General features: G+C 37.1%; 2 protein-coding genes. Both read right to left on the bottom strand.

Features of this window, described 5'->3' with window-relative positions; all coding sequences use genetic code 11:
• Nucleotides 1-998: 998 nt before the first annotated feature.
• Nucleotides 999-3872: a TonB-dependent receptor gene (locus CXF67_RS03910; protein ID WP_102087547.1), complete on the bottom strand. Its 2874-nt coding sequence runs from the start codon at nucleotides 3870-3872 to the stop codon at nucleotides 999-1001.
• A 95-nt stretch (nucleotides 3873-3967) separates the two neighbouring features.
• Nucleotides 3968-5668: a gamma-glutamyltransferase gene (ggt, locus tag CXF67_RS03905; protein ID WP_102087548.1), complete on the bottom strand. Its 1701-nt coding sequence runs from the start codon at nucleotides 5666-5668 to the stop codon at nucleotides 3968-3970.
• Nucleotides 5669-5790 lie beyond the last annotated feature (122 nt).

Here is a 5790-nt window from a genome sequence, read left to right as displayed (position 1 = left end):
ATTTATTTATACGACATTATAAATTTAATTTGGTATTATCAATTTATCTTTACGACATCATAAATTTAATTTGATACTAAAAGTACGTCTTGTTCAAGATATTCACTTTTTCCCAGATCTTTTTTAATCATAAAACTAAAGCCTACGTATAAAATCAGTGAAATGGAAATGCCGATTATGGCTTGTGAAACCCAGGTCATTTCACATGCAACGAGCATAGTATCGCCAAAAGCTGCCATGAAATTATAACTAGAAAACACCAACCCGAATACTATAGAAATTGAAGCAGCTGTAGCTGTTCCTTTTGCCTATAAAAAAACCAGGATTAAAGTTATGAATGTTCCGCTAGTCAGAAAATCAGAGGTTATCCATGCGATGGTTAAAACAGATTTCATTTCTAAAGCCATCGCACCAATAATAAAGGGAGAGATTCTAAAGATGGCAACCTTATGGGTCACACTTGCCCCAAGATTCATGAATTTTCGTAAACATCTAAGGTTAAAGAAAGCTCACTGGTATTAATAAGGGAATCCATGGTAGACATAATAGTTTGGTTTTTCTTCAGTCTAAAAGTTGTTTTTTCATTTCTAAGTTTTAGACTTGGCGTCAGCGTGCTAATTTCTATAAATTCGAAATCAAGGTTGGAAAGCTCTTTATGAGATTTCGCCTCTTTATCGAAATCAGCTGCTAAACTTACAGAATTCTAAAACTTAAGGCCAAAACCTTTGTGTTATAATCGCCTATCTTCCAGCTTAAAATGCCTCTTTAAACAATTCTGAAAAGCGAAAAATTTTACGGAATTCTCAAGGTATTTAAATGATCATTTTGTTAGTGTTTTCTTGGTTTTTTCAATAAAAAGTAGCTGTTTAAAACGAGTTAGAAGTCTAATGATCACTGAAGTTACAGAACTTTTAAGCCTTTAAAAATAACTTTTAGATCTGCTTCAATTATCGATTTATATTACGTTTTTAAACAGCTACTTTTAATTTTTAATGATACTATTTCAGGTTTATACTTACCCTTGCAAATAAAAACCGTCCAGAAAAACCAAATTGTTGGGCACTTCGGGACCAATCGAATCTTCCACTACTCCGATTTCCAAAAGCAGGATCTGCTGCCTCAGGATAAATATCGAAAATATTATTTGATCCAATGGTTAGCGTTAAGGCTTCTGTTGCTTTAAAACTTACAGACAGGTCGGTAATTACTTTCCCATTAAATTCCTGTTGCCTCAAGGGGTCTGATGATGCTTCTGTCACTTTCCCGAAGTAAACATTTCTAAGGAAAAAATTGAATTTTCCAGCAGCAAGGCTATTGCTTAAATTAACCTTTGTTCTCGGCACTGCCTCTTCTAAATAAATGCGGCTATCTTCAGGAAAATAAGTGTCTACCAAATCGGCCCGCTCTAATTCGGGAGAAGCCAGAATATCGCCAACTTGTTTTGTCTTAGAAAAAGTGGCAGCAAGTTCTGATTTTAACCGAAGATTTTTACCAAAAAAAGAATTATGGGTAATCACCGCATCTATACCTTTAGATTCGGTATTTATGGCATTGGCAAAAAAGGCAGCCGCTGTTGCATTGGCTTGAGAAAGCAATTGATCTAATTCTGTACCCGTTCCCGGTCCTCTAAATTGCCCAGTATAAACCACCCTGTCGTCTATAGCAACAAAATAACCATCTACGGTGAAAGAAAGATTGGCATCGGGAATTTTTGCGGTGAGTCCTACACTCAAACTACTAGAAGTTTCTTCTTTCAACTTTGGAATACCAAGTAATTTTGCTGTGCGGCTATCGTTTGAAAATGTGCCCACTTGTACGGGTTCCCCTTCATCGTTAAAAATGGTAGAGGTTGAATTGAAATTTAACTGGTGTAAAGATGGCGCCCTGAAACCAGTATTGACGGAACCCCTAATATTTACATTTTCACTGAGTTTATAACGTGAAGCTAACTTGAAATTAACAGTAGATCCAAAATCTGAATAGTTCTCAAATCTCGTGGCAAAGGCCAATAGAAATTTATCTGTAAAGTCGACTTCCACATCAAAATAACCAGCTATACTAGTACGTTCCCGTGAAATTTCGTTCTCTGGACTAAACCCTGGAAATACCTGAGAACCTCCTCTTCTTTCATTTCCGAAGAAATCCTGTGCTGGAATTTGAGTGGCATTGTTTATTACATCACCATTTTCTGTATACTGCTCGTAAGAAGCTCTTTCCCCTGCAACAATATCGTATTTCTCCAAACGATGTTCTGCACCAAAAGCGACGTTAAGACCTTTATAGACATCTACAAAATATTGAGAAATATCTAGATTCGTCGTGTTTTGGGCGAAAGAAAATCCGCCAGCATCAAAACTTGTCGGTGATGCACCTTCTAAAGAGGCATTGGAAGTATTTGAAATTAAATAGTCAAACCGATTTTGCCCGTAGGTATTGCTAAAGTCTATATTCCAATCACCCACTATACCTTTAATACCAACTGCTAAAGATTGATCTTTTATTTTTGAATTAATTCGTGGAAGAAATCCGTTGATATAAACCGGTGTATACGTTTTTTTACTTTGATTTGGTAATCTGTAGAAACCTGCAGATTCCCCTCTTCTAGAGCTAATTCCTGCAAAAGAATAAAGTTCTGTCCCCGCATCATCGATTGGTAGGGAAAGATTAGCGAAAAAACGTCCCCCACGAAGGGCGGATTGTCCTACTCTCATGTTATAATCACTACGTTTTTGCCCTCGTGCATTCAGTTCAGATTCGGTTACATCCATACCAAGTAAATCCTGCAAAGCCGACCTATCATTTGCGGAAGCGATCTCATTTTTAAAATTGGAGTCGAAATAAGAAACTTGCTGTCCTAATTGCTGAATTTGGCTATTGCTTAAATTTGAAATATCAATTCCATTGCTCAATCCTACACGCTCTATGGCATTATACGCATTAAAAATAGAGCCTTCCCATTCTGCCATGCGATTAAAAGGTTCGCGATAATCAAAATCCCCAGAAAAGTTTATAAACCCACCTTTATCTCCCAGGCCTATTCCATAACTGGCAGCAACGTTTATGGTTTCTCCGTCTATACCACCGGTTTGCTTATTTGCATTTTTAGAAAAATTTGCTCCCGAAGTTATATTTAGGTCCAGTTCTCCAACTGTTTCATTCAATATAATATTGATTACTCCCGCAATTGCATCAGATCCATATTGTGCTGCAGCACCATCTCTTAAAACTTCAATTCTTTGTATGGCCACAACGGGGATTGCATTAAGGTCTGTACCGACACTTCCACGGCCAAATGAACCATTCACATTTATTAAAGAGGAGTTATGCCTTCTTTTGCCATTGATAAGTACTAAAACCTGATCTGGTCCAAGTCCTCTTAAAGATGCTGGATCAATATGATCTGTACCATCTGCAATAGTTTGGGTATTAGAAGTAAATGAAGGGGCCACATAATTAAGCATCTGATTGAGATTCACCTGAGGCACAGCTGTTGAAATCTCCTTAATATCGAGAACATCTACTGGCACAGCTGATTCTATGACGGTTCGGCTAGGGCTACGGGAACCAATCAAGACTACTTCCCCCAACATTGTCCCAGCGACCATCTGTATATCTATGAGGGTCCGATCTATGACTACTTCACGGGGATCGAATCCCATAAATGTAAAAACTAGGGTTTGTCCAAGAGAAGCTTTAACATCATATTCTCCATCAAAATTTGTTATAGTACCCTTATTAGTTCCTTTAATCTCTATAGATACTCCAGGCATGGGTTGTGATAGATTGTCTAATACCGTTCCACTAATTTTTGATTCTTGTGAAAAAACAAAATTTCCCAAAAAAAGAAAGCAGATTAACAAATAATTTTTCATTATAATTTTTTCGGCAAATTTAAAATATTTCACTGCCTCAATAGATTAATAACGATTTAAAGACTGCTATTTAACTCTCCTTTTAGTATTTTTAATCAGTATCCTTTCGCAGAATCATCCCCTCGTCTATCAGCTCCTCCTTCTAATCGATTATCGGGTAATACTCTTATAGCATCTACCTTCCCAATAATCCTAGATTCCCCTTCATCAATATTGAAGCCTTTTCGCTTTAAAGAATCCAAGATTGCGGCATCAAAAGAATTTGGCTCAAAAAGTACCTCATCTGGCAACCACTGGTGGTGAAAACGAGGAGCATCTACCGCTTCTTGCATACTCATTCCAAAGGCTTCCACATTAAGAATGGTTTGCAAAACAGATGTAATAATAGTAGAGCCTCCGGGAGAGCCCAGCGTCATATATAATTTTCCTTTTTTCTCTACGATTGTCGGTGTCATAGAGCTTAACATTCTTTTACCAGGTGCTATAGAATTTGCCTCAGCACCAATAAGTCCAAACATATTTGGCACCCCAGGTTTAGAGCTGAAATCGTTCATTTCATTATTGAGAAAAAAGCCAAGTTCTTCTATATACATTTTAGAACCATAAGCGCCATTTAAGGTAGTAGTCACCGCTATTGCATTTCCAAATTTATCTACTATAGAATAATGGGTAGTCTCATCGCTTTCGTAGCCTGGAATTTCTCCATAGCTTATGCTTGAAGAAGATGTTGCTTTATCAAAACTAAAATCGTCCATTCTGCCAGAAAGATAGGCTTCGCTTAAAAGAGTATCAACAGGAATATCTACAAAATCTGGATCTCCCAAGTAGAAACTCCTGTCTGCATAGGCTCTCCTTTCGGCTTCGATTAGCAACTGAATACTTTCTATAGAATTATGACCAAATTCTTTTATGGAATACGATTCCAGCATTTTTAAGATTTGACCCAGTACAATTCCACCACTTGAAGGTGGCGGCATAGAAATTATGCTAAGATCATTATATTTTATCTCGATGGGATCACGCCAGTGGGTTTGATATCTTCGTAAATCTTCCATGCTCATAATCCCATTTTTTTCTTTCAGGTATTCAATCATAATTTTACCTGTTTCTCGACTATAAAATTCCTCCCTTCCATGTGCAACTATACGTTCCAAAGTCTTGGCCAATTGTACATTTTTAATTGTATCACCTTTTTTATAGGGTTTGGCAAATAAAATGGTATCCTTATTTTCCTTAAGAAACAAATCCCGGTAATTAGCCAGTGTTTTACTTTGCTTCTCGGTCACGACAAATCCTCGTTTTGCTAACGCAATTACCGGTTTTAAGATTTCTCCTACAGACATAGAGCCCATTTTTTCGTGAACAGCAAAAATTCCCGCCACAGTACCAGGCACGCCTACTGCAAGACCTCCCAACTTGCTTTTTTCAGAAATAACATTACCCTCTTCATCCAGATACATTGTTTTTGAAGATGCCAGAGGTGCCTTTTCACGATAATCTAAAGATCCCGTTTCTCCGTTAGCTTTTCGGTAAACCATAAATCCTCCTCCTCCTAAATTTCCAGCAAAAGGATAAGAAACCGCTAGGGCCATCTCGGTAGCCATCATCGCATCAAAGGCATTACCTCCCTTTTTTAGAATTTCTAGTCCAATACTCGAAGATTCTTCTCTGGCCGAAACCACCATGGCACTATCGGAAATAGGCCCAAATTTAGTTTCTGAAGTATTGATTGGTTTTTCGGTATTCTTACAAGCGCCAAGACTTAAAATGATAAAAAGCAGCAATAGTTTTTTCATAAATTGTGCGGAATAGTTATTCGGGTTAATATTATTATTCAAAATTCTAAATAAATTTTGAATAATAAAAGCTTAAACCAAATGATTAATAAAAAAGTATCACAGACTTTCTTAAGGAGATA

Source organism: Psychroflexus sp. MES1-P1E, from assembly GCF_002836055.1.
In the GTDB taxonomy this organism is placed as follows: Bacteria; Bacteroidota; Bacteroidia; order Flavobacteriales; family Flavobacteriaceae; genus Psychroflexus.
Note: the sequence above shows the minus strand (reverse complement) of the source record. Positions and strands in the feature narration are given on the sequence as shown.